Source organism: Streptomyces sp. NBC_01298 (assembly GCF_035978755.1).
Classification (GTDB): Bacteria; Actinomycetota; Actinomycetes; order Streptomycetales; family Streptomycetaceae; genus Streptomyces.
In genome coordinates this window covers 4,457,868-4,477,127 of record NZ_CP108414.1, presented here as the reverse complement: position 1 = coordinate 4,477,127, position 19,260 = coordinate 4,457,868, and the positions used below count along the sequence as shown (strand labels likewise).

Sequence of the window (19,260 nt, the reverse complement as noted above, 5' to 3'; positions counted from 1 at the left end):
GATTGCTGCCGAGCGGACCATTGCGCTAATGGGTATCTGATGGTCGCTCTTTGTCAATGCTGAGCGTGAATGAGACCGCCGCCCTCCAGGGAGGGCGGCGGTCTCATTCGGCTGTCTTGAACTGCTGGGTCTAGATGTGCTCCAGCAGGCCCTTCAGGAGGGCTGCCGAGGTCAGTTCGGCCGGGGCGGGGCCGGCGTGGAAGAAGCCGGCGTTGTCGGTGTTCTCGGCGGTCAGCTTCCGCAGGAAGTCGAAGGCCTTGGCGTCGTGCTCGCCGAACGCGACGAACTGCCAGTGGATGCCGGGGGCGGTGGTGGCCGCGTCGGCGATCGCCTGGCGGGCGGGGCGGACGCTGTCGGGGGCGCCGTCCGTCTGGAACACGACCAGGGCCGGGCCCTCGCCGCCGTCCTTCTGGTAGCGCTCGAGGACGGCCTCCACCGCCACGTGGTAGCTCGTCCGGCCCATGCGGCCGAGTTCGGCGTGGCGGGTCTCGACCCAGGCCTCGTCGTACGCGTCCAGGGCCAGGTCGGCCGCGCCGTCCAGCTCGGTGGAGAAGAACACCGTACGGACGGTGGCCTCTTCGTCGAGGTGCGCGGCGAGGGCGAGGGCGTGGTCGGCGAGGTGCTGGACGCTGCCGTCCTTGTAGAACGGGCGCATCGAGCCCGACCGGTCGAGCACGAGGAACACGGTGGCGCGGGCGCCGGCCTTGCCCTTGGCGCGCAGGGCCTGCCCGGCGGCCTTGTACGCGGCCGCGAGCGGGGGCGCTTGCCGCTTGAGGGCGGCGAGGTCGTGCGCGGGGCCGCCTGCGGCGGCGTCGGCGGGGAGGAGGTCGGCCTCGGCCGGGGTGGGCTCCGCCTCGGCGGCGGCCGCGATGGGCTCCGCCTCGGTGAGGGCCGCTACGGCCCCGGGCTCGGCGGTGGCCTCCGCCTCGGCGATGACCTCGGCCTCGGCCACGACGGGCTCGGGCTCGGTGATGGCCTCCGCCTCGGCCACGATGGCCTCCGCCTCGGCGATGACCTCCGCGATGACCTCGGCCTCGGCCGCGGCCTCGGCCTCGGCCTCGGCCACGACGGGCTCGGGCTCGGTGATGACCTCGGGCTCGGCTGCCACGGGCTCCGGCTCCACCCCGGTGACGGCCTCGGGCTCGGCTGGGGCGGCCTCGGCCTCGGCGGCTACCGGCTCCGCCTCGGTGACGGCCTCGGTGACCGCCTCGGGCTCGGCCACGACGGGCTCCGCCTCGGTGACGGCCTCGGGCTCGGTGATGGCCTCCGCCTCGGCGGCTACGGGCTCCGGCTCGGTGATGGCCTCGGCTTCGGCCGCTACGGGCTCTGCCTCGGGCTCGGCCTCCGCCGCGGCAGGCTCTGCCTCCGGGGCGGCTGCGTCGGCCTGCGGCTCGGTGTCCGCCTCGGCGGCGGGCTCCTCCTCGGGCGCGGCGGCCGGGGCCGGTTCGGCTTCGGCCTCGGCGGTGACCGGCTCGGCCTCCGCCTCAGCGGCAGCGGCGGCGGCCGGGGCCTGCTCGGTCACGGCCTCCGCTTCGGCCGCGGGCTCGGCAACGGCGGCCGGTTCCGCTTCGGCCGGGGCCGGGGCCTTCGGGGTGGACGGGGAACCCCCGGTGGGGGAGCGGCGGGCCTCCGGGACCGTGGGGTCCGGGTTGGGGGCCGGGGCCGGGGCGGTGAGGACGGTGCCCGGTTCGCGGTCCCTGGGGGTGGACTGCGGGGGAACCGTGGGGTTGTCGAAGGAGGCGGCGACCAGTTCGGCGGCCGCGTCCAGGGGGGTGCGTTCGGTCTGGCTCGGGAGGGCCGCCGAAGTGGTGCCGGTCGTGGCCGGAACCTGTTCCGAAGTCCGTCCGAACACCTTGCGCAACAAGCTCCGAATACCCATGGGCCAGGCCTTTCGCATGAGTGCGTGCGTCATTTGTCCGTGAGGCGCGGTAGATCCCTGCCCAGAGTGGACACGTAAGGTTATCGGCCCCTTGGCTGGAACTTCGGGAGGGGCACCTTTCGTGGCGCCCACGGCGCAAACGCGCCCGTTCCGTCCCCGAACTGCCGCCCCGACGTGCCGGATTCACCGGCCGTTCATCCAGCGGCCGCCGCTTCGGCGCAACCCGCCCATAGCGTCACCGACGGATTGTTCCGACACGTTGTCGGGGACCGTGCATCAACGGAGGACACTCGTGCGCAAGCTCCTGCCGCTCATCGGCTCATCTCACGGGGGCGGCCGTTCCGCTCTCACCTGCCGCTACCGCTGCGGCGACGCCTGCTTCCACGAGGTGCCGAACACCAGCGACAACGAGTACGTCGGCGACGTCATAGCCCGCGCCTACTCCCGCCGCGCGATGCTCCGCTCCGCCGCGGTCGTCACGGTGGCCTCGGCCGCCGGTACCGCCCTCACGCTGAGCGGCAACGGTTCCTCCGCCTCCGCCGACCCCACCGTCGAGGCGCAGCGCGCCGGCGCCGCCGGGGTCAACGCCCAGGGTGCCCGCGGTCTGCGCTTCACGCCGGTCGCTCCGAACACCGTGGACCAGGTCACGGTCCCCGAGGGCCACGAGCAGAACGTGGTCATCCGCTGGGGCGACCCGATCGTCAAGGGCGCGCCGGGCTTCAACCCGGACAACCAGACCGCCGCCGCCCAGGCCGGTCAGTTCGGCTACAACAACGACTTCCTGAGCCTGCTCCCGCTCGGCGGCGCCTACGAGCGCCAGCAGCTGCTCGTGGCCAACCACGAGTACACGGACGAGAACCTGATGTTCAAGGCGTACGACCCGGCCAACCCGACCCGCGAGCAGGTCGAGATCGCCTGGGCCGCGCACGGCCTGTCCGTGGTCGCGGTCCAGGAGGACCACCGCAGCGGCAAGCTGACGGCCGTCAGCCGCCACCGCCTCAACCGCCGCCTGACCGCGACCAGCGAGTTCCGGCTGACCGGTCCGGCCGCCGGCACCGAGCTGGTGAAGACCTCGGTCGACGCCACCGGCACCAAGGTGTTCGGCACCCTGAACAACTGCGCCGGCGGCACCACCCCGTGGGGCACCACCCTCCACGGCGAGGAGAACTTCAACCAGTACTTCGGCAACGCCGGCCTGGTCACCGAGCCCACCCAGGCCGCGCGCCTGAAGCGCTACGGTGTGACCGCCGCAGCCACCGAGCGCAAGTGGGAGCGGTTCGACAAGCGCTTCGACGTCGCGCAGGAGCCCAACGAGTCGCACCGCTTCGGCTGGGTCGTCGAGCTGGACCCGTACGACGTGAACTCCGTCCCGCGCAAGCGCACCGCGCTCGGCCGCTTCAAGCACGAGGCCGCGCAGCCCCGTCTGACCGAGGACGGCCGCCCGGTCGTCTACATGGGCGACGACGAGCGCTTCGACTACTTCTACAAGTTCGTCTCGTCGAAGCAGATGAAGAAGGGCGACTCGCGCGCGGCGAAGGAGCACAACCTGACGCTGCTCGACGAGGGCACCCTCTACGTCGCCAAGCTGACCGGTGACACCCCGGTCACCGAGTTCGACGGCACCGGCAAGCTCCCCTCCGACGGCGAGTTCGACGGTTCCGGTGTCTGGATCAAGCTCCTGACCTCGTCCCCCACGGGGAACGTCTCGCACGTCGAGGGCATGACCGCCGAAGAGGTGTCCGTCTTCACGCGCCTCGCCGGTGACAAGGTCGGCGCGACCAAGATGGACCGTCCCGAGGACGTCGAGCCGTCCCCGCGCACCGGCCGCGTCTACATCGCGCTGACGAACAACGCGGACCGCGGCAAGCCGGGCAAGGAAGGCGCCACCGAGGCCAACCCGCGCAACCTGAACAAGCACGGCCAGATCCTGGAGCTCGCCGAGAACTTCGACGACCCGGCCGGCGACGGGTTCGCCTGGCGCCTCTTCCTGGTCGCGGGTGACCCGAACGACCCGGCCACCTACTTCGCCGGCTTCCCGAAGGACCAGGTCAGCCCGATCTCCTGCCCGGACAACGTGGCGTTCGACCCGCACGGCAACCTGTGGATCTCCACGGACGGCAACCAGCTCGGCTCGCACGACGGCCTGTTCGGCGTCGCGACCGCCGGTGAGCGCCGCGGTGAGCTCAAGCAGTTCCTGACCGTTCCGCGCGGCGCCGAGACCTGTGGCCCGATCATCCAGGACAAGCGCGTCCTGGTGGCCGTGCAGCACCCGGGTGAGATCGACGGCGCGTCCGTCGAGAAGCCGCAGTCGGTGTGGCCCGACGGTCCGGGCAAGATCGTCCGCCCGTCGGTCGTCTCGGTCTGGCGCAAGGACGGCAAGAACATCGGTGTCTGACGTCTGACGTTTGGGCCGAGGTGAGTTGATCTGTGCGGGGGCGGTCGTTGTTTCACGTGAAACAACGACCGCCCCCGCTCAACTTCCGTCCGGCAGCCGCCCGACCGGCAACAGGAGCGTGGTCACGGCGCCCCCGTCGGGGGCGTTGGAGAAGCGCAGTTCGATCTCCAGCACCTCCGCCTGCCCGGCCGCGATGGTCAGGCCGAGCCCGTGGCCCCGCCCGCGTCCGGGATCCCCGGTGCGGAACCGCCGCGGGCCCTGCTCGATCAGCTCGGCCGGATAGCCGGGTCCGTGGTCGCGTACGGTCACCAGCGGGCCGGTGACGGTCACTTCGATCGGTGGCCGCCCGTGCTTGTGGGCGTTGACCAGCAGGTTGGCCAGGATCCGGTCGAGGCGGCGCCGGTCGGTCAGCACCACCGCGTCCCGCTCGATCCGTACCGCGACGGGCAGTCGGGTGCTCGCCGCGGCCCGCTCCACCGCGCGGCCGAGCTCCACCCGGGCCAGGTCGGCCCGTTCGACGCCGGAGTCCAGCCGGGAGATCTCCAGCAGGTCCTCGGTGAGCAGGTGCAGGGCGCCCAGCCGGTCGTTGATCATCTCCTTGGGCCTGCCCTCGGGCAGCAGCGCGGCGGCGGCCAGGGACCCGGTGAGCGGGGTGCGCAGCTCGTGCGCGACGTCCGCCGTGAACCGCTTCTCCGCCTCCAGCCGGGCCTGGAGCGAGGCCGCCATCGAGTCGAGGGCCTGCGCCACGTCCCGCACCTCGTCGCGGGAGCGGGTGCGGGGCCCCTCCCCGTCGGCCGGGAAGCCGACGCGCGCGTCGAGGTCCCCGGCGCTGATCCGGCGGGCCACCGCGGCCGTGGTGGCGAGCCGGCGGCTGATGCGGCCCGCGAGGAAGATGCCGGCGAGGGCGACCACCCCGGCGGCGAGGACGGCGGAGACCAGGATGGCGGCGTCGATCTCCCGCAGCCGGGTGCGGGTGCTGTCGTAGGGGACCCAGACCGCGAGGGGCTTGCCGTCGGCGGGTCCGGCCGCCCACATGACCGGTTTTCCGTCGTGGGCGCCGGTCATGGAGCCGGTCAGTCCGCGGGCGACCAGGTCGCGCAGCGGGGCCGGGAGGCCGGGCGGGTCGAGGGCGCTGTTCCCGTCGCCGTGCGCGGTGCCGTACTCGTACTGGCTCAGGGCGTAGTCCAGCTCCCGGTCCACGTCCTTGCGGACCTCGCCGACGAGCTGGCGGGCGACCACGTTGTGCACGAGGACGCCGAGCGCGGCCGCGACGGCGCAGCACACCGCCGTGGTGGTCATGGCGATCTTCCAGCGCAGGCTGCTCGTGCGGTGCATCGGTGTCCGGCCTCCTCAGCCCTTGCGGGCGCCGGCGCCCGCGGCCGGGCAGGGGGAGGTGTCGCCCTGGCCCGGGCACTCGTCGAGGGTGAGCTGGGAGAGGTTCATGATCCCGGCCTCCGGATCCCACACGTAGTCGGAGATGGAGACCTTCTTCGGGTTCGAGGTCGGCTCGCGGACCGCAAGGTGCTCGGCGGCCACCTCCACGCCCTCCAGGACCCCGCGCCGGGACAGGACGCGGGCGATCGTCCCGTCGTCCTGGACGGTGTAGACGCGCAGTTCGCTGACCCGGCCGTCGATGTCCAGGGCGGTGATCAGTTCCGGGACGCCGTTGCCCGTCACATCGGCCAGGACCGCGGGCCGGACGGGGCAGTCGGGGCCGCCGTCCACAGCCTGTGTACAGAGCGCGAGGCGCTGGATCGCCCGGGGGTCGACGAGCCGGCCGGTGCCGGCGTCCGCGGCGGTGGCGGCGGTGATGTCGGCCCGTACGACGTCCACGGCGTTGACGCCCTTCATGGACAGATCCGGGACCTTGGCGAGACCCGGGACGGCGGTGGCCGCGCCGGACCGCTGGCCGGGGGCCGGGGGGTCGGGGCGGAATTCCTTCCACAGGGTGCGGGGGGCGCGGGCGGTGCCGAGGTCGCCGTCGTTCCGCAGGCCCTCCACGTCGGCGCAGCCCGCGATGACCGCCAGGGCGGCCGCCGGCAGGAGGGCCCGGCTGCGCCGGAGGATGGACCTCATGTCCTGATGCTCTCCCGCCTTCGGCGGGGTGGCCCGGGGGCGGGGCCATTGGGGGGACGGCGCGGGCCCGGCAAGATCCGAAAGAGACGCCCTAGTCGTGGGTCGGGTTCGCGATGGCTCGGGCTGCCGCGAGTTCCTGGCGGACCGGGGAGAGGACGGAGGTTTCGTCGACGGCGGGGGGCGGGGTGGGGCGGAGCAGGGCGGGGGTGTCGACCCGGCGGACGCCGTGGGCCAGGGCCCGGAGGTCTTCGGCGATGGCCTCGACCTCCTCGGGGACCGGGCGCTGTGCGCCGTGGTTGACCCGGACCCGGGCGGCCGTCGTCGCGTCGACGATCCGCTCGACGGCGACCACCAGGGGCCACCACGCGGCGGCCCGTTCCCCGGTCGGCGGCGGCTCGGTCAGGGCCCGCTGGAACTCGCTGCGCACGCCCGACAGGTCCCGGTAGATGCGGCGGCGGGCCTGGAGCCGGGCGGTGCGGGCCGCCCGCAGGCCCTCCTCGGTGTCGGGGTGGGCGCCGAAGGCGCGCTCCACGTACCGGGCCGCGTCGTCCACCGTGTCGGCGAGCCGGTCGCCGATCCGGGTGTGCCAGCTCTCGGGCCAGAGCAGGTACCCGGCGATCAGGGTGATGGCGCAGCCGATCAGGCTGTCGAGCAGCCGGGGCCGGACCAGGTCGAAGCCCTGGTGGTTGAGCAGGTCGGAGAGGAGCAGGATGACCGGGGTGATCGCCGCGGTCTGGAAGGCGTAGCCCTTGACCGAGAAGACGGGGATGAGGGCCGCCAGGACCACCATCACCGGCACGTCCCACCACCCCCGCGGCACCTCCGAGAGCACGGCGGCCGCGACGACGAGCCCGCCGGCGGTGCCCAGCGCGCGGAGCACGGCGCGGGAGAAGACCGAGCCGAAGTCGGGCTTGAGGACGAAGGTGACGGTCAGCGCGACCCAGTAGGAGCGCTCGATCTCCACCACCGAGACGAGTGCCTGCGCCAGCCCGATGCACAGCGCGAGCCGCAGCCCGTAGCGCCAGGAGGCCTCGGAGAACATCATGTCGCGCACCACCCGGCGGGCCCGGACCCGCAGTGCGGCGGGCCGGCCGAGCCGGTCGTCCACGTTGTGCATGTCGGGCTCGGCCAGCGGAACGATGGTCGCGGCGTGCCGCAGGGCCGCGTCGATGGCCCGCTCGGACTGGCCGTCGGGCGCGGGCAGGTCCAGTACGGGGGTGTCCGTGCGGCCCTCCTCCACCGCCGTCGCCAGCTTCCGTACGGCCTCGGGGATCGCGGGGGAGAGGGCTCTGCGGCGCAGGTGCGCGGCGGGCGCGGCCTCGACGATCGGGATCAGCACGTTCAGCTGGGCCAGCATCCGTACGAGCGAGGGACTGTGGCCGTGTACCCGGGCGCGGCGGCCCAGCACCAGGTCGTAGGCGTGGTTCAGGGCCTGGGTGACCTGCTGGCGGCGTTCCTCGTAGGCGGGTCCCGGTGCGCCCGCGGCCTCCAGGGTGTCGGCCAGGGCCCGGTAGGCGGCGGCGACGGCGGCACGCTCCGGCTGCCGGCCGCGCAGCGGCCAGCCCAGCAGGGTCAGCAGCAGCACGAACAGTCCGCCGGCGCTCAGCAGCAGGGGCGCCGTCCACCAGGGACTGGGCATCGGGAGGCCCGCGCCGACCACGGCGTTCAGCAGGAGCAGCAGCCCGGAGACGGAGGCCACCGTGCCGATGGAGGAGATCATCCCGGAGACCAGGCCGAGCAGGGTCAGGACGCCGACCGCGACCCAGCCGTGCCCGAAGACCAGGGTGCCCAGCGCTACGCCCACGGCTCCGAAGAGCTGGGGCACGGCGATGTTCAGGATCCGCATCCGGTAGGCGTCCGCGGTGTCGCCGATGACCCCGGACAGGGCGCCCATGGAGACGAGCGCGGCGTACTCGGGCTCGTCGACGGCGAAGCCGACGGCCAGCGGCAGGGCCATGGCGATGGCCGCGCGCAGCGCGGCGGCCCAGGGGATCGGCGCGGAACTCGGCCGCAGCCCCTTCAGCAGCCAGGCGGGCGGGGCCAGCGGACCGAACCGTCCGGCCGTCGCCGGCACGGCCCGTCCCGTCCGTCCGGGCCGTCCGGCCCGCCCGGGCGGTATGTCTTCGGTGCGTTCGGTGCTCATTCCCGCTTCCGTGCCGCCGCTCGTGAATCGGTTCTTCTGTGCTGTTCTAAGGATTCTTCTACGGAATTGCGTGGCAATCCGCCGGTTCCGAGCTTATGGGGTGCGGCGCAGTCGGCCCGCCAGCCAGGCGGCCAGCGCGGCGGCCAGCCCGACGGCCAGCACCACCCAGGCGGTGGTCCGCAGGAACGCGGTGAGCGCGTCGTACACCGCCTCGGCGGCCGGCCGGTCGATGTCGGCCGGCAGGTCGTTCAGGGTGAGCCGGCGGCACACGACCACGGCCACCCACAGCAGGACGGCTCCGACGGCCAGCCCCAGCCCGGTGGCCAGGACGGCCCGGCGGCGCCGGACGGCGACGACGATGGCGACCGCGGCCAGCACCACGGTGAGCACGGGGAGCCAGACCCCGGCGATCTGCAGCATGCGGAAGCCCTTCCGGAGCGCGCCGAGGTTGTCGTACTCCATGACCTTCACCGAGACGTGGGTCTCGGGGATGCGGTCGGCGAGGGGCACCCCGTTCTCGACGAGTTCGCCCTTGACGCTGGCGATCACGGGTGCGAGGTCGATGCTCACGGCGTTGCCGTCGCCCGTGGTGAGCGCCTGGAAGAAGGCGCCGTGGGCGGCGCGGTTCGCGGCGTCCCAGGCGGTCTGGTAGGCCGGGGTGCCGACGAAGGAGCGCAGGGCCTCGCCGAGCAGCGCGTCGAGCCCGCCCTGGAAGGGGCCGGCGTCGATCTGCCCGGAGAGGGCCCGGCCGGCCTGGGTGACGACGAGGTTCTGCACGGCGGGATCCGAGGCCAGCGGGGACATGGCCGCGGTGTAGCGGTCGGCGCTGCCGAGCTCGTGGTCGGCCCAGTACGCGACGGCGCTCGCGGGCACCAGCAGGGCCACGAGCGCGATGAGTACCGCCGAGAGGAAGGTCCGCACGTCACCAGGGAAAGGGGGCCGGGCGCGCGGCGCGAGCCGGGTTGCTGCGGCCGGGTGGTGCGGGCGCCCCGCGGGTCGGGGGCGGAGGTGACGATGCCCGCGCGGGCCGGTGCCCGGAGCTGCTTGTCGAGGTACGCCGCGGGCGGCCCGGCGGGCGGCCCGGCGGGCCGCCCGCCGGGCCGCCGAGACCGCTCGGCCGCCGTCACCGCTCCGGGCCGGGTTGGGGCAGCTGTGCAGGGCTTCCGCCTCGCGCTTCGAGATCGACGCGGTGGCGGTGCGGGCGGCCCCCGGCGCCAAGGCCGTCGGACTGCTCCGGTTGCCGGTCCCCGGTTGCGGGTGTGCCCTGGAGGATGGGAGAGAGGAGCCCGTCATGGCACATGCGGCACCCACCGCCCCCCGGGGGCACCGGCAGGCGGCCACCGGCACGGCGGCCCACACGAGCAGGTCGGCCCTCGTGCGACCGCTGCTCATGGGACTGGTCTACGGCGTCTACGCCGCCTTCATGAAGCGTCAGACGGGGCCCGTCGACGCGGGCAACGTCTTCTACGGGATCCTGTGCGGCGCGATCTTCGCCGCCTGTCTGGTGGCCCTCGCCCGGATCGGCCCGCGGCTGGCGCAGGAGCCGCACGCGGCGGCGTACGGGATCTTCGCCGGCGTCTCCTTCGGCTACCTGTACAGCCTGGCCGACGAGTCGATCCTGAAGAGCTCGGGCCTGGGCCTGCTCGTCGGCGCGGCCGTCGGCGCGGCGGCCTTCTACCGCTACCACACGCGCGACGCCACGTAGGCCGCCCGGGCCCGCCCGCGTACGCCGGAGCCCCGGCCCCCGCCGTGTGCGGGGGGCCGGGGCTCGGTACTTTCGGCCGGGCGAATCCGGACGAATGGCGGAGGTGGGGCGGCGGGTGGTGGCGGAGACTGAATGAGGCGCCGGTTCCCGTGCCCCGTGGTCGAACCTCACGTGACCACTCTCCGTTGCCGAGGGCGCGGGAACCGGTGCCTCCCCATGTCCTGACGCCCCCGCGCGGTGTCCCGCGCGAGCCCCTACGCGGCCGTGTCGTCCCCGGCCGGGGCCTCGGCGGTGGTCTGGGCGGTCTTCGCGGACTCGGGTTCCGGCTGGCGTACGGGCGGGGCCGGCGGGGAGAAGCGGGCGGCCTCGGCGCGGAGCATGGCGTTCAGGGCGAGGTACGGGTCGAAGGACATGGCGGAGCCTCACGGTGGTTCGGGTGTGTGGGGGAACGCGCGCCAAGGGCACCGGTGTGCCGGGCGCGCGGTGCTGCTGCTCGGCCTCTCGGCCCGGTCAGCAGCGCAGGACCACACTCCGTACCGCCCGCAGGGACGCCATCGGTGCGCCGGCCCCCGCCGGACGCGGGGCCGGCTCCGCGGGACCGGACCGGGGAGGTTTCACGTGAAACACCGGCCGCTGCAGTCCCCGTACGCCGGGGACACCTCGCGCCGGAACGCGTACGGCCACCCGCACTTCGGGGTCGCCGGCCGGATCGGAGGGCGCCTCCGTGGGCTCGGCCGGGGCGCTGGGGGCGGAGCGGGGGCCTTCGGCCGTCGCGGTGGACGGGCCGGCCCCGCCGACGCCGAACAGGCACAGCAGCACGGCGCAGAGCACCGTCAGGGCCGTCATCAGGGCCCTGTCCGGTGCCGTTCGCGCTCGCCGCGTACCGCTCATGCGGAGGGTGTGCCCCGACGCGCGCGCGGACTCTCCCCCCAGGCCGCAGCGTCCCCCGACCGGGGGACGAAGACACCCCCCACGGCTGTCAGGTGGCCGCAGGGGGTGTCCGTCTTACGGGGGCAGCCACCGGTCAGGACAGGGTCCGGCGGTGGCCGGTGAGGCGCGCCAGCACGGCCGTCTCACCGCTGATCAAACGGAGTTGGGCCCGCCCGGACGGTCCGCCCCGCCCGGAGATCCCGGGGGAGACCCGGGTCACGGTGAACACGGCCGTGCGCCGGTCGGCGCGCGCGACCTCGATCGTCTGCCCGCGCCGCAGTTCGCCGAGCCGGGGCAGGTCTCCGGAGACCACGGCGGTACCGGCCGCGCCCGGGGGCGGGCCCGCGGAGTCCCACACGGCGCTGTCCGGGACGGGAGGCTTGGCGTCGGCGGCGCCGGGCTGGAGCTCCGCCGCGTACGGCCCGCCGGACGGTGTGCCGCCCGTCAGCGGTACGTCCGTTCCGAGGGCCGGGATGACCAGGCGCAGCGGCGGCGAGGCCGGCAGGGCCGTGACCCCCGTCCGTCCGGGCCGCCGGGAGCCCTTGCCGGTGACGTGGCCGCCGGAGTGCTCCAGCTGCCGGGCCAGCCGGCGGGGCCCGGACAGCCCCAGGACCCGCGAGGGCAGGGCGTCGCCCGCGGTCGGGGCGGCCGGCCGGCCGCCTTCGGTGGTGCGCAACACCCCTAGGCCGGTGCACAGCAGAGCCACCGTCAGTACGCCGACCACCCACTTGGCGCGGGGCATGGGAATCCCTCCTGGTCCGGCTCGGGCGGCCGGGTCCCGAGAGCAGTGGACCCTTCCCCTGCCCCCGGTGGGGCGCGTAACACGGCGAACTGACGTCGAGTCATCGCTCCGTCACCCGTCTTCCGGCACGTCTTCGCAGCTGGAGGCCGGTGGGCCCGTGGCGCAGCCGGCCTGGGGGGTGTGCGCCCGAACGGGTGAGAAGGCCAAGGGCGGACCTTGGGCGTGTCGCATCGGCGGCACGTTCTGCCCCATGCGAAAACCTGTCAAGCGGGACGATATGACGAGCCGTCGGCCGGAGTTGCGGGGCGGGGGCGGGCGGCTTGTCCTTGGATCATGAATGATCCATACGCATATGCCCTGGCCATGGGGTCCCCTCACGTCCCCAGCCTTCCTGCCCGGTCCGCCCCGGATGCCCCCGCCCCTGTCCCGGCCGGTGCCGCCGCGCTCACACCCGCTCCGGTGTCCGGGCGGGCCGCCGGGCGGGAGGCAGGACAGGCGCGGCGGCCCGGGTGAGGTACCCGGCGCCGAGCGGCGGGCCGTCCAGCACGGTCGTGGCGGCCGCGGGCTGGAGCCCCGACAGCCGCCGCAGCAGGCCGGGGGCCAGCTCCGGGCCGACCGCCCGGGTCAGCGCCGAGGCCTCGGTGGGGTGCGCGTGCACCCAGCCGATGTGGCGCAGCCCCGCCCAGCCCGGCTCCTCGGCGGCCTCCGCCAGGGCCCGGGCCGCCGGGGCCAGGGGCAGCAGCCCGACCGTGGCCGGAGCCCCCGGATCCGGTGCTCCCGGTGGATCCGGCCGGACGGACTCGGCGACGGCGAGCCGGGTGAAGGCCGGCCGGGGCAGCTCCGCGTGGTCGGCCAGGTCGCTGACCGTCGGGGCCAGGCAGTGCACCCCGGCCGGGAACCCGTCCCGGACGGCCGCGGCGGCGACCGTACGCCCGGCCGGACCCGCGTCCCCGACGGTGACCAGGTGGAATGCCGTACGCCTCTCCCCTCCGGAGGCGAGGGGCAGCAGCGCGGCCGCGGTGGCGGCGGGCTGCTCCACGCACCACACGGCGTCGAAGCGGCCGACGGATGCGGGGCCGGTCGGCGCCGGAGGCGCCAGGACCTCGGCGCCCCGGCGGGCGTCGAGCCGGGCCGCGAGGAGGTCCACGTACTCGGGATACAGCCCGATCAGCGCGAGCTGACGGGCCAGCAGGAGCCTGCTCTGCCGGACGTCGCCGCCGGTGAGCAGGGTCAGGTGGTGGCCGCGGCCGAGCAGCTCGGCGGCGAGCCGGATGCCGGTGGGGCTGGCGGCCCCGGCGAGGGCGATGTGCACGGCGGACTCGTTTCGAAGGAGGTGGGGCGCGTGCGGGTACGCGGTGGCGGTGTCGTGGGGGGCGCCGGGTGCGAGGGCGGCCCTGGCGGCCCTGGCGGTCCTGGCGGCTCGGGCGGCTCGGGCGGTCCGGGCGGGTCAGGTGGTCCCGGTGGCCCTGGCGGCGCCGACGGCCCGGGCGGCCCCGGCGGTCTCGGCGGCGGCCGGGACGGGCGGCAGCGGTGTGGTCACGGCGACCTCGCCGGGGATCCCCACCCGGACGAGGAAGGCCCCGCGTTCGGGCCCGGCGCCGATGACGGAGAAGCAGACGCAATCGCCCGCGCCGACCAGGCCGTTCACCACGTCGGTGTAGAAGAGCACCGGGGTCGCGGAGGTCACGAGGTTGCCGAGCTCGCGGGCGTGCGCGGGGGCCTTCCCGGTGTCCAGGCCGGCGAGTTGGTGGTAGTTCTCGACCAGTGCCGGACCGGCCTGGTGCGTGTAGACGCGCCGGACCTCGTCCACGAAACCGGGGCGGTGGGCGTCCATCGTCTCCTGGTTCATCATCATGCCGCGCGAGTAATAGCGGGCCAGTTCCGGTCCGTTGAGTCCGAATGCGGAGAGCTCCGCGGATCCGGGAAAGCCCGGCGGGTGGGCGGCCCCGCCTCCCGGGTAATGGATGAGCGGATCGCTGAATCCGGGCTCGCCTCCGAAATCGAGGGAATCGCGCGAATAGAAACCGAGGCCCGCCTCGAAGGTGTCGTCCCGCTCGAATACCAGGGCGGTCGCGGCATCGGAGAACAGCGCCCCGGAACACCACAGGGTGTGCGCGAAAGGATGGTCCCCGTCGGCGCCGCTGTACTGGGAAATGATGCCGTTCTCGTCGATTCCGATGGGGCTCGCGGCGTTGTACGAGATCACCAGCGCGCGGCGGGCCCCCGTCCGGGCCAGGTGCGCGGCGACGCGGGAGAGCCCGCCGCAGCCGGCGCCGAGCTGGAAGGGGGGCACGCTGTCCGGGATGCGCAGCCGGCGCAGCAGGTTGAAGGCGTCCTGGTCGAGCATGATCTCGTACGGGGTGCACGTGGCGACGAAGACGGCGTCGATGTCCCCGGGCTCGGCGAGGGCGGAGCGCAGGGCGGAGCGGGCGACGTCGACGACGGTGTCGAGCGACGCGAAGCGCTCCCGGTCCCAGCTCTTGGAAGTGACCCCGAGTATGCGCTCGATATCGGCGCCGCTGATTTCCTTCCCGGCCTGCTTGCGGTGCGGGATGTGCGCGAGCCGGGCCCAGTCCTCGACGGAGATCACTTCGCCGATCTGGGCGCCGACACCGGAAATCCGATAGGGGAACGGGTACGCGTACGCGGCGGGGGCGGGGGGATTGGCCGTTTCCGAGGCAGACATGCTTCTCCGGTCCGTGGAATCCGATGGGGACGGCTCCAGCGAACACCAGCGGGAGGGCGGGGAGAAGGGAATGCGGGGGGTGCAGTGGTGAAAGCGTTGAATACGGGATCCCGGTCCCTGCCGAGGCGGGCGAGGTGAGCGGGCGACGGGTGGCCAATGCCTGGCTGGGCGACCTGCTGGCCGAGGCGCGGTGGAACGGGGCGGAGCTGGCGCGGGCCGTCAACGCGCTCGGGACCCTGCACGGGCTGGCCCTGCGCTACGACCGGACCGCCGTCGCGCACTGGCTCTCCGGCACCCGGCCGCGCCGGCCCGTGCCCGAGCTGATAGCGGCGGCGCTGACGGAGCGGTGCGGGCGGCTGGTCACGGTGGCGGAGGCGGGCCTCGGCGCGGGCTCGGAGGGGCCCGGCCCCGCGGCGCCGCCCGCCGAAGACGGGGCCGGAGGGCTGCTCCGGCTCGCGCTGCGGGCCAGGGCGGACGGGGACCCGCACGGCAGGGCGCCGCTGCTGCGCAGCCCGTACCAGCCGGTGCCGGTGCCCGCGGCGGTGTGGGACCCGGATCCGGCGCAGGGGGCCGGGCCCGATGGAGGGGGCCCGGGCACCCGTACGGGAACCGGCATGTCGGAGCTCGCCGCGCGGCGGCATCTCGCGGCGCACGCCGAGCAGTTGAGGGCCCTCGCGGGAAGCTTCTCGGGCCTCTACCTCACCCACGGCGGCGTCCACACCCGTACGGCCCTGGCGGCCTGGCTGGCCCAGGACGCCGGCGCCTTCGCGGCCCGCCACACGGAAGGCCCGGGGCCCGCCGTACGCGTCCGGGGCGCGGCCGGCCGGGCGGTGTCCGGGCCGCGGTGCGGGGTGACCGGCGTATGGCGCGGGTACGCCCAACTCGCGCACCTGCTGGCGGAGATGACGGCGGACTCCGGGCACCACGGGCTCGCGCAGGAGTACCACGGGATCGCCCTCGGGCTGGCCCGGCAGGCCGGGGACCGGCGGATGTACGCCATCACCCTGCGCGCGATGAGCGCGCACGCCGGCCGGCTCGGGCAGCCCGCGCACGCGGTACGGCTCGCCCGGACGGCGGTGGAGACCGCGCCCGCGGACGGGGAGCCCGGCACGCTGGCGTTCCTCCTGGTCCAGCGTGCGGCCGCGCACGCCCACGCCGGGCAACGGGCCGCCGCCGCCGCGGATCTGGCCACCGCCGACCGGTTGCACGGGCGGCACGCGGTCGACCCGCTTGAGGGGCCCTTCGACTCGTACGCCCGGGCCGATCTGGACTTCGCCCGGGCCCGCACCCACCTCGCCCTCGGCGAGTTCCCGGCCGCGGCCGAGGCGCTGGAACGGTCCTTGCGCGGCCGCGCGGCCGGACAGCACCGGGCCACCGCGCTCACCCACGCCGCGCTCGCCGAGACCCTGCTGCGCCTCGGACACCTCACCCGGGCGTGCGAGCACTGGCGGGCGTTCCTCACGGCCGCCCCGGCCGTGCAGTCGCGTGCGGTGCGCGAGGCGCTCGGCCGGCTGCTGCGCGACCTGACCCCGTACCGGCGCACGAGGGAGGCGGTCCCGACCGTCGCGATGGCCCGGGCGCTGGCGGAACGGCTGCCGTGAGCGCGACGGGATGCGCGGCGGGATGCGCGGCGGGATGCGCGACGGGATACGCGACGGCCTGGGCGGCGACGGTGGGAACGCCGGTGGCTGCCCGCTCAGCCTGTGGCCGCGGCCGCCCGGCGGTAGCAGAGCTCGGGAACCGGGGAGCCGTCCGCGTACTCGACGAGTTCCCCGCCGTTGGGGCTGAAGCCCGCGATCTCGTAGAACCGGCGGGCCCGGGCGTTGCCTTCGACGACCCAGAGCCGTACCGCGGGGTAGGCCGCCCGGTGCAGCACCTCGGTCAGCAGGGCCCGCCCGACGCCGGTGCCGATGACGTCGGGCCGCGCGTACAGGGCGTACAGCTCGCCCTCGTCCGGGGCCGTGCCCTCGGGGTCCGTGGTCGTGGCGGGGCCGTAGGCGGCCCATCCGAGGACCTCCCCGTCGGGGCCCTCGGCCACAAGGTTGCTCACGGCGCCGTCCGGGTCGGCGAAGGCGGCGCGCCTCCTCTCGGCGAACGCGGCGGCGTCGAGGCCGTCCAGGTAGGACCGGGGCATCAGGTCGGCGTAGGCGTGGCGCCAGGCGTCCATGCGCACGGCGGCGACGGCGTCGATGTCGGGCCCGGTCATCTCGCGTATGCGAAAGCGGGGTGCACCCGCGGCGGTGGCGTCCATGCGGGGAGTGTGCCAGCGCGGCGCGGCACCCGGCACCGGGATTTCAGGGCCGGCCGGGCCCGTCCAGCCAGGGCCTGCGCCCCGGTCCGGTCGGGTGGGTGCCGGTGACGCCCATGACCACGGAGTAGAGGCTGGTCTCGGCGGTGATGAAGAGCCGGTTGCGCTTGGCCCCGCCCCAGGCGATGTTCGACACCGTCTCGGGGAGGTCGAGCCGTCCGAGCAGGGTGCCGTCGGGGTCGTAGCAGTGCACCCCGTCGCTCATGGCGGCCGCCCAGAGCCGGCCGCCGTCGTCGAAGCGGAGGTTGTCGAAGCGGGCCCCCGGGCGGGCCGCCGCGTCGGCGAAGACCTTGCCGTCCGAGAGGGTGCCGTCCGCGCGCACGTCGAAGACCCGGATGAGGCCGGCGCGGGTGTCGGAGACGAACAGCCGCCGCTCGTCGGGGGAGAAGACGAGGCCGTTCGGGGCCTCGAAGCAGTCGGCGGCCAGGCGTACTTCACCGGTGCCGGGATCGATCCGGTAGACGTTGTTGGAGCCGATCTCGCTCTCGGCGACGTAGCCCTCGTAGTCGCTGGTGATGCCGAAGTCCGGGTCGGAGAACCAGATCGAGCCGTCGGACCGGACCGCGGCGTCGTTCGGGCTGTTGAGGCGCTTGCCCTGCCAGCGGTCGGCCAGCACGGTGAGCGTGCCGTCGTGCTCGGTCCGGGTCACCCGGCGGTTGCCCTGCTCGCAGGTGACCAGCCGGCCCTGCCGGTCGAGGGTGTTGCCGTTGGTGTGCCCGGCGCCCCGCCGGAAGACGGCGACGGCCCCGGTCTCCTCGTCCCAGCGCAGCATCCGGTCGTTGGGGATGTCGCTCCAGATCACCTGCCGCCACGCGGGTACGTAGACGGGTCCCTCGGCCCAGCGGGAGCCGGTGTGCAGGACCTCCGGCCCGTCGTCCCCGTTCATGCACCGTCCGGTCCGGAACCGGTCGTCGAACATCTCGTACATGAGATTCCCCCTCATCCCGCCTGGACCGAATCTCCTTCGGCTCAATGCCAAGACTGCAAGATGCAATATGGCGCATGCAATGCAGTTCCGAAGGAAGAGGTGTGGATCACAACAGCCGTCCCTGCCGTCGGGCGGGCCGGGAGCGGCCGAAAGGGGGAGGTGGGACGGGGGCCCCGCCGGTCATTCTTCAAGGTGGAGTACCACCCGGCCCGCACCCCGCGAAGGAGCACCATGTCGATCACCGCCCCCTCCCTCAAGTCCCTCGCCCGGCGGGTCTGGCAGGGTCTGAACCGCCCCGAAGCGGCGGTCCTGCTGGAGTCGGACAACCTCCTGGTGAAGACCCCCGGGCCCGGCACGGTCTGGCCGCGCGGCAGCAGGCAGGCCGTCGCCTGGTACGTGGTGGGCCCGGCCGGGGACGTGGTGGACATCGAGCTCGTCACCATGGACGGCACGCGGTCCGTGACGAAGGCCGTCCTCGCGAGAGGCGTCCAGACCCACCGCACCGGCATCACGGTGACGGTCCCCGCGGTCGCCCCGGGCCGCTACCTCGTCCTGGTCACCTCCACCGCGGGCATGCTCGACGCCTACAGCCAGCCGGTCACCGTCACCGCGTGAGCGGTCGGCCCCGGGCCGGATCGGACGCCGTCGGGCGTCTCGATCCGGCCCGGGGCCGTTTCGTGGGTCAGCAGGTCAGCAGGTCAGCAGGTCAGCAGGTCAGCAGGTCAGCAGGTCAGCGGGTCAGCGGGTCAGCGGGTCAGCGGGTCAGCAGATCAGCAGATCAGTGGGTGACTGGGTCAGTGGCTCCGCCGGGCCCTCACCGCTTGAGGTCGCGCAGGGCCGTGTTCAGTTCCAGGACGTTGACCCGGGGCTCGCCCATGAAGCCGAGGGTGCGGCCCTCGGTGTAGGCCTTGACCAGCTTCGCGACCTCCGCGACCGGGAGTCCGTTGCGCTGGGCGACGCGGGCCGTCTGGAGGTCCGCGTAGGCCGGCGAGATGTCGGGGTCCAGCCCGGATCCGGAGGAGGTCACCGCGTCGGCCGGGATCCGGTCGAGCCGCGGGGCGTAGCCCGGGACGGTGTTGTCGAGCAGGACCTTGGCCTTGGCCTCCCGCACCGCCTTCAGCAGCTCCGGGCTGTCCGCCGCCTTGTTGGTGGCGCCGGAGACCAGCAGCTCGTACTGGTCGTTGACGGTGTTCTTGGCGAGTCCCGCCGCCGGGCGGCCCTGGAACCAGCGCAGGTCGTCCCCGTACGACTGGCCGATCAGGGAGGAGCCGACGACCTTGCCGCTCGCGTCCTCGATCTCGGAGCCGTTGGCCTTGCGGCCGAAGGCGGCCTGCGCGATGCCGGTGACGGCGAGCGGGTAGAGGACCCCGCACAGCACGGTGAGGACGAGGAGGGCGCGGAGCCCGGCGCCGAGCAGGCGGGTGGTGTTGCCCACGGAGTTGTTCATGAGGTCACTACGTTCCTAGTC

17 protein-coding genes are annotated in these 19,260 nt (G+C 74.3%); 4 read left to right on the top strand and 13 right to left on the bottom strand.

The genetic code is table 11. The features are described from left to right. Window positions 1-130: 130 nt before the first annotated feature. A complete protein-coding gene (locus tag OG730_RS20235; RefSeq protein ID WP_327305552.1) occupies window positions 131-1,879 on the bottom strand; it encodes a VWA domain-containing protein in 1,749 nt (582 codons plus the stop codon). Window positions 1,880-2,171: 292 nt separating this feature from the next. On the opposite strand from OG730_RS20235, the gene OG730_RS20230 reads away from it, so the two are divergent. After that, window positions 2,172-4,274, top strand: a complete 2,103-nt coding sequence (locus OG730_RS20230; protein WP_327305551.1) for a PhoX family protein — start codon at window positions 2,172-2,174, stop codon at window positions 4,272-4,274. Window positions 4,275-4,352: 78 nt separating this feature from the next. Here the strand turns inward: OG730_RS20230 and OG730_RS20225 are convergent, their stop codons facing one another. The 4 genes from OG730_RS20225 to OG730_RS20210 all read right to left on the bottom strand — a co-directional run bounded on the left by OG730_RS20225 (window position 4,353) and on the right by OG730_RS20210 (window position 9,414). Further along, the gene (locus tag OG730_RS20225) at window positions 4,353-5,609 is read right to left on the bottom strand and encodes a sensor histidine kinase (RefSeq protein WP_327305550.1); all 1,257 of its coding nucleotides are present in this window, start codon (window positions 5,607-5,609) and stop codon (window positions 4,353-4,355) included. A gap of 15 nt (window positions 5,610-5,624) precedes the next feature. Next, on the bottom strand, window positions 5,625-6,350 hold the full coding sequence (locus OG730_RS20220) for a hypothetical protein (RefSeq protein WP_327305549.1): 726 nt from the start codon (window positions 6,348-6,350) through the stop codon (window positions 5,625-5,627). Between the two features lie 91 nt (window positions 6,351-6,441). Beyond that, complete coding sequence (locus OG730_RS20215; RefSeq protein WP_327305548.1) at window positions 6,442-8,493, bottom strand: FUSC family protein; 2,052 nt, start codon at window positions 8,491-8,493, stop codon at window positions 6,442-6,444. A gap of 93 nt (window positions 8,494-8,586) precedes the next feature. Further along, window positions 8,587-9,414, bottom strand: a complete 828-nt coding sequence (locus OG730_RS20210) for a hypothetical protein (protein ID WP_327305547.1) — start codon at window positions 9,412-9,414, stop codon at window positions 8,587-8,589. 370 nt (window positions 9,415-9,784) lie between these two features. On the opposite strand from OG730_RS20210, the gene OG730_RS20205 reads away from it, so the two are divergent. Then, window positions 9,785-10,198 (top strand): hypothetical protein, encoded by a 414-nt coding sequence (locus OG730_RS20205; protein ID WP_327305546.1) that lies wholly within the window; start codon window positions 9,785-9,787, stop codon window positions 10,196-10,198. Window positions 10,199-10,452: 254 nt separating this feature from the next. Here OG730_RS20205 and OG730_RS20200 read toward each other — a convergent pair whose 3' ends face one another. From OG730_RS20200 to OG730_RS20180, 5 genes are all read right to left on the bottom strand, one after another. Next, entirely contained in the window at window positions 10,453-10,611 is a 159-nt protein-coding gene (locus tag OG730_RS20200) for a hypothetical protein (protein WP_266879589.1), read from the bottom strand. A 97-nt stretch (window positions 10,612-10,708) separates the two neighbouring features. Then, window positions 10,709-11,044, bottom strand: a complete 336-nt coding sequence (locus OG730_RS20195; protein ID WP_327305545.1) for a hypothetical protein — start codon at window positions 11,042-11,044, stop codon at window positions 10,709-10,711. Between the two features lie 178 nt (window positions 11,045-11,222). Beyond that, on the bottom strand, window positions 11,223-11,870 hold the full coding sequence (locus tag OG730_RS20190; protein WP_327305544.1) for a class F sortase: 648 nt from the start codon (window positions 11,868-11,870) through the stop codon (window positions 11,223-11,225). Between the two features lie 445 nt (window positions 11,871-12,315). After that, a complete protein-coding gene (locus OG730_RS20185; protein ID WP_327305543.1) occupies window positions 12,316-13,182 on the bottom strand; it encodes a hypothetical protein in 867 nt (288 codons plus the stop codon). A 135-nt stretch (window positions 13,183-13,317) separates the two neighbouring features. Beyond that, a complete protein-coding gene (locus tag OG730_RS20180) occupies window positions 13,318-14,556 on the bottom strand; it encodes a 3-oxoacyl-[acyl-carrier-protein] synthase III C-terminal domain-containing protein (protein ID WP_327305542.1) in 1,239 nt (412 codons plus the stop codon). Window positions 14,557-14,690: 134 nt separating this feature from the next. On the opposite strand from OG730_RS20180, the gene OG730_RS20175 reads away from it, so the two are divergent. Beyond that, window positions 14,691-16,157, top strand: a complete 1,467-nt coding sequence (locus OG730_RS20175; protein WP_327305541.1) for an NsdA family TPR-like regulatory protein — start codon at window positions 14,691-14,693, stop codon at window positions 16,155-16,157. Window positions 16,158-16,252: 95 nt separating this feature from the next. Here OG730_RS20175 and OG730_RS20170 read toward each other — a convergent pair whose 3' ends face one another. Continuing rightward, window positions 16,253-16,807 (bottom strand): GNAT family N-acetyltransferase, encoded by a 555-nt coding sequence (locus OG730_RS20170; RefSeq protein WP_327305540.1) that lies wholly within the window; start codon window positions 16,805-16,807, stop codon window positions 16,253-16,255. A gap of 43 nt (window positions 16,808-16,850) precedes the next feature. Then, on the bottom strand, window positions 16,851-17,792 hold the full coding sequence (locus OG730_RS20165) for an SMP-30/gluconolactonase/LRE family protein (protein WP_327305539.1): 942 nt from the start codon (window positions 17,790-17,792) through the stop codon (window positions 16,851-16,853). 231 nt (window positions 17,793-18,023) lie between these two features. Between OG730_RS20165 and OG730_RS20160 the strand changes: the two genes are divergently transcribed. Continuing rightward, the gene (locus OG730_RS20160) at window positions 18,024-18,407 is read left to right on the top strand and encodes a Ser-Thr-rich GPI-anchored membrane family protein (protein WP_327305538.1); all 384 of its coding nucleotides are present in this window, start codon (window positions 18,024-18,026) and stop codon (window positions 18,405-18,407) included. Between the two features lie 199 nt (window positions 18,408-18,606). On the opposite strand, the gene kdpC is transcribed toward OG730_RS20160, so the two are convergent. Beyond that, the gene (gene kdpC, locus OG730_RS20155) at window positions 18,607-19,239 is read right to left on the bottom strand and encodes a potassium-transporting ATPase subunit KdpC (protein ID WP_327305537.1); all 633 of its coding nucleotides are present in this window, start codon (window positions 19,237-19,239) and stop codon (window positions 18,607-18,609) included. Between the last annotated feature and the right edge of the window lie 21 nt (window positions 19,240-19,260).